Here is a 5,085-nt window from a genome sequence, read left to right on the forward strand (position 1 = left end):
CCAGAGACAGCGTCATCGCGGCGGTCAGGACGAGGGAAAGGATTCGCTTCATGTTTTCTCAGTTCCTTTCTGCAGAATGGGATCTGTACCCCTTCATTTTACCACCTGTAATTTCCAGAAGCAAGAAAAAGAGACGATTTCAGGTGATTTCTTCCTGGAGAAGGAAAAATCCCCCGCTTCCGTGCGGCTTGTGAAGGAAGCGGAACGTTTCCCCTTCCTGACAGCCGGTCTGAAAAGATGTGCTCCGTGGAGACCGGGGGCCATCTGCAAAGAGGGCTGGCATTCCGGCAGAAAGAACGTAAACACATAATGAGGTAGTTGTTTTCCAGTAAATTTCCATTTCGGACATGGTGCCTGGGTTCGGGGCTGCGCTGTCGACGCAGCCCCAAATCCGGCATGTGGTTGTCCCCCCAGAGCTGCGATGTAGAGACGTCCAAGGGGTGTCCCGGCTGCTTATCCTCACACTGATGCTTTGACTCCTCCGAACCTCGCTGGTGGGTCCCGCCTCTTCCGAGGAGTCCGAGGTTGAGACTCGGGACTGGTCAAACGCCTTCTGATATGAGATAATGAGCGCAGCGATACCCATACTGTAGAGGGAGTGACAATCATGGCGAAATATGCGCCCCCCGGAACCGGCGCCGGGAACGGAGCCATCCTGGCTCATACACTGGGAGTTCTCGCGAAAGACATCTACATAGTGCACGGCTACACGGATCTTCGCTACGGCCCTAACGGACTGAACGGAGAACTGGAGGAGCGGGGCTGCGAACAGGAAGACGAATGCCTGTACCTGTTCTGTGGCCGAAGGGCAGATCGCATCAAGCTCCTGTACCGGAGCAACGGGTGCAGCGCCTGTTTCCACCTTCGACAGGACCCCGTACAGAACCCCGGACAGGACCTCGAACAGCTCCTCTTCAGGTATTACTGGCCGAGGCAGGGGAAGGACGTGGAGAAAATCGACTTCCAGACCTTCCTCAAGGTTCTCAAAGGGGAGAAGGACGCTTTTCCTCTTCCCAGAGCAGATTCTTAGACCCGCTTCAACCTTCATTCTACGCAGGACTGCCTGTCACACACGGGCAGTCCTTTTTGCTGTCCGTCAAAATGACCAACCGGAACTAATATAAGGTATAAATACCGTCAAAATGACAATAAAGTAGTTCTTGACATTCATCTTTATCCGTCGTAAGATATGAGAGTAATCCTGAGGAAGGAGTTTCGACCATGTCCTGCCTTGTAAAAAGCCGTCACCCTAACGGGACCTGCTATGTGTACGAGTCCGAAAGCCGGTGGGATCCCGAGAAGAGGATGAGTGTCCCGAAGCGTCATCTGGTTGGAAAGATTGACCCTGTGACAGGTAAGATGGTTCCAACAGGCAAGAGGGGACGACCCAGGAAGGATGCAGGGCAGAACGTTGCTCAAAAAGCCTCTGCGATTCAGAAGGCCGAACTGGGCCGGCTCATCGATGAGATGAATGCCCTCCTGAAGGTCATTGCAGAGTGGAAGAGGCAGCAACGGGCTGATCCCTCACAGGCGAGGGAAGAGACCGTCAGTTTGCAGACGCTGAAGATGCAGCTGTTGAAAGCTGCAGCGACTGTGGATGAGTATCTCACAGCTCGTCAGCAGAGTGTGTAACACCGGCCGTACCGGTATTTTCGCGAAAGGAGGTGAGATCCATGGCAAAAGGAGCAAAGTCCACGACCAGGGTGAAGAACGCTCGCGCCAGGACGAATAATTCCAAAGCCGCGCAGGCGCAGAAGCTGCAAAATGCGGCCGATGTGGCCAATGAGGCCGTAAAGGTCACGGTTGTGATGGAGCAGCCGGCTGCGGCTGGGAAGGAAGCCATCCAGGAGCCCGCAAAGCAGCAGACACCGTCAACCTTGGGCAAATCAGCGAATGAGTGCGATTATGGCGATGCCCTCAAGCATGGCAAGCTCACCCCCGAGCAGCTGACGGGCATTTCTGACGAGATGGACAAATGCGACGCCAAGGCCGAAGCCATGCTCAAGGATGAACAGGCGCAAAAGGCGAAGGCTGAGGCTGCCAAAGGTGACCCGGAGCAGTCCGCTGATAACGAGGACGTGCCGGAGGAACTGTATCAGGAGTTTCTGGCTTTCGTCAGCGATCATCCGGATGCTCTGGAGGATCTGGATCTTCTTGTAGAGGCGTTCGGTCAGGCAGACAACGAGGACGAAGCCGAAGGCAAGCGTTATATGCCGCTTCGGATCGTAAGGCTGATTTCCCGCTATATGGACGTACAGGACGCAAAGGCAACCCCGAACCAGGACAGGATCCGTAATGCCTCCCAGCTGGCCCAAAAAGCATTCAGTCCCCTCTTCACGAAGTTGGCGCAACTCAGTGCCAATGTGACCGAGGCATTGAACTGCGAGGATTCCGTGAAGCAGCTTCAACTGCTGGTTAAGGCTGTCTCAGTGCTGCCCAAAATCATGGAGGCACTTGATACCTTTCAGCAGAGGTACGAGGTGGAACGTAAGGCTGCTTCGGAGATTGCGCATATGGCAGATAAGCTGAAGCAGGATGTAGCCACTCTCACCCGCTGGGCATTTGACTGCAAGACTGAGGCTGGAAAGCGCGTGCAGAAAGCCGTAAAGGCCGTGAAGGCCGCCGATGCTGACAAAGCCGCTGCTGCTGCCGCCGAAGGTTCCACGACAGGAACCGCTGGCACTGGTGCTCCTGCTGACGGCACCGATGGTGCTAACGCTCCTGCTGACGGCACTGACGGCGCCAACGCTCCTGCCGACGGCGCTAAGGCATCTGCTGACGGCACCGATGGCGTCAAGGCTCCTGCCGACGGCACCGATGGTGCTAACGCTCCTGCTGACGGCACTGACGGCGCCAAGGCTCCTGCCGACGGCACCGATGGCGCTAACCCTCCCGCTGACAGCACCGACGGCGCCAAGGCTCCTGCCGACGGCACCGATGGCGCTAACCCTCCCGCTGACAGCACCGACGGCGCCAAGGCTCCTGCTGATGGCACCAACGGCGCCAACGCTCCCGATGACGGAAAGAGTGAGAAGCAGGCCAAGAGACTACGGGGTGTAGACTTGTCTGCTGATGAGGCCCAGCATGTCCGTAAATCTCTCGCTGCGCTGCTCCGCGACGGAAAGTTTGCTATTGCCAGAAAGGTGTATCACGAACTTACCGATGCGGAACTCATCTGCAAGAACTGCGGCAGCAAAATGAACCGGAATGGTTGGGTCCTCAGCGGTTACACGGTGAAGTTTATCCCTCCTAAGTTTGAGATAGAGGAGCATTACGTTCAGTCTGCTGTCTGCGAGAACTGTCGTAAGGTAAGGGAGGACGGTAAGCGGACGACTGTCAAGGCCAGCTATGCCAACGAGAAGCTGTCCAACAGAAGCTACCTGACTGCCTCGTTGGGGTCGTTTCTTGGCGCATACTGGGGGTATTATGGCATCCCGAAGTACCGATTGCAGGCTATGACTGCGATGATGGGCTTCCGAATAAACTCGTCTACGATGGGCGTACTCCTGGAGGATCTCCGGCCATGGATACTTCCCATGTACAACCTGCTGACAGAGTTGGGCCTGAGCGAGCGCCTTATCATAATGGACGAGACCTCATGGCACGCCATGGTATACCTTAAAACGAAAGAACGGAGGGACTGCCGGGTCTTTGCGTTCGTGACGGATCCGAAAGGAGGAAAGCCTATTCGAGTGTACCTGTTCAAACCTGACCGTAAGGCAGAGCATATCAAGGCCCTTGTCAATGGCCGCGATCTGATTCTTGTTACCGATGGGTACCAGGGGTATGAGGACCTGGAAAAGGTCATCCACTGCCTCTGCTGGGCTCACCTCAGGCGCAAGTTTTATGACGCGCTGCCGAAAAAGGCGAAAAACGGCCTCTGTACAGCCAAAATCGGCTTCGAATTCTGCTCGCACATCATTCTGGCGGACTCTTACCTTGAGGAGCGGTTTAACCCGGACGGCAACCTGGATCCGGAGAAGAAAGCAACGTACCGGCAGATGTATATCAAGCCACTTGTGGACAAGTTCTTCCTGTGGTGCGAGTGCGTCCTGGAGGACAAGAAGGGTAATGAGAATCTGAACAAGGCCGTAAAGTATGGTCTGAACCACAAGACAGGTTTGTGCCAATTCCTCTACGTGGGTCTGGCCCCCCTGACTTCGAATCTTGTTGAGAACGCGCTGCGTCCCATAGCCAACTTACGCAAGACCATCATGCACACCGGAAACGACGAGTCCTCCCAGCTTCTGATGATGTATGAGACTCTTCTCCAGACAGCGGCTATTAACAACCTCAATCCTCAGGCGTACCTTGAGACCTACCTGACCCGTATGCTCGAGCTTGGGAAGGCTCCCCCTAAGGAGGAGCTTGCAAAGCTGCTGCCGTGGGCAAAGGAGATGCAGGACAACGTAATGCATCTGGATCTGCCTGAGCAGAAGCCGGAGTCCTGGTCTGAGGAGAAGATTGCGAAGCACAGGGAGATGCTGTACAGCGTCATGGGCTATGCGTATTCGTCCAGAACGCTTCAGAAAAGGGTCACTCAGGAAGAATGGATGCATATCCCCTGGGGTGAAGTGCCTGAATCTGCCAGCCACGAGGAGGAATCCACTGAGACCGCCCAGGAAGAGTCCCCCGAGGCGCCCGAAGAGCCCTCCGTGACCGCATAACGGGTCCTTACCACATATGAACACACCCTCAGGCTCAGAGTGACTGCTCTGGGCCTGGGGGTGTTTGTCTTCTGCGATGAAGCAATGTTGAAGCTCGCCGGTGCTGCTCAGCCACTCTTCCGAGCAGCTGCACATAAAATGGTGTACCTGCAGCCCACCGGAATCCGGCCTGGCCGGGTGGGAGCTTGGACTTCAGCGTATCCCCCGTTAGACGAGGAGGCCGTTCCTGCCGGCCTCAGGCATCTGGTCCGGGGCACCAGGAGGACAACCTGTCCACCTGCTGTGCACTCCCACCGAGCCCAGCGGTGCCTTCCTGGATTGGTACTGCCCACCCTCACTCAGGTGCTATTCGCTTACCCACAGGGGAGGCTGCTCGAGGCGCAAAAAAATTTCCCCACTACCTCTTTATGTGTTTACG

The 5,085-nt window shown here is 55.9% G+C and carries 4 protein-coding genes; all 4 read left to right on the forward strand.

The features are described from left to right. On the forward strand, positions 1-310 hold a 310-nt coding region (locus tag Q0Z94_RS10905), incomplete at its 5' end, for a hypothetical protein (RefSeq protein ID WP_298069631.1). 297 nt (positions 311-607) lie between these two features. Then, entirely contained in the window at positions 608-1,030 is a 423-nt protein-coding gene (tnpB, locus tag Q0Z94_RS10910) for an IS66 family insertion sequence element accessory protein TnpB (protein WP_298069633.1), read from the forward strand. Between the two features lie 191 nt (positions 1,031-1,221). After that, entirely contained in the window at positions 1,222-1,632 is a 411-nt protein-coding gene (locus Q0Z94_RS10915) for a hypothetical protein (RefSeq protein ID WP_298069635.1), read from the forward strand. 41 nt (positions 1,633-1,673) lie between these two features. Beyond that, positions 1,674-4,667, forward strand: coding sequence for an IS66 family transposase (locus tag Q0Z94_RS10920; protein WP_298069636.1), 2,994 nt, complete (start codon positions 1,674-1,676; stop codon positions 4,665-4,667). Positions 4,668-5,085 lie beyond the last annotated feature (418 nt).

The organism is uncultured Mailhella sp. (genome assembly GCF_947631555.1).
In the GTDB taxonomy this organism is placed as follows: Bacteria; Desulfobacterota; Desulfovibrionia; order Desulfovibrionales; family Desulfovibrionaceae; genus Mailhella.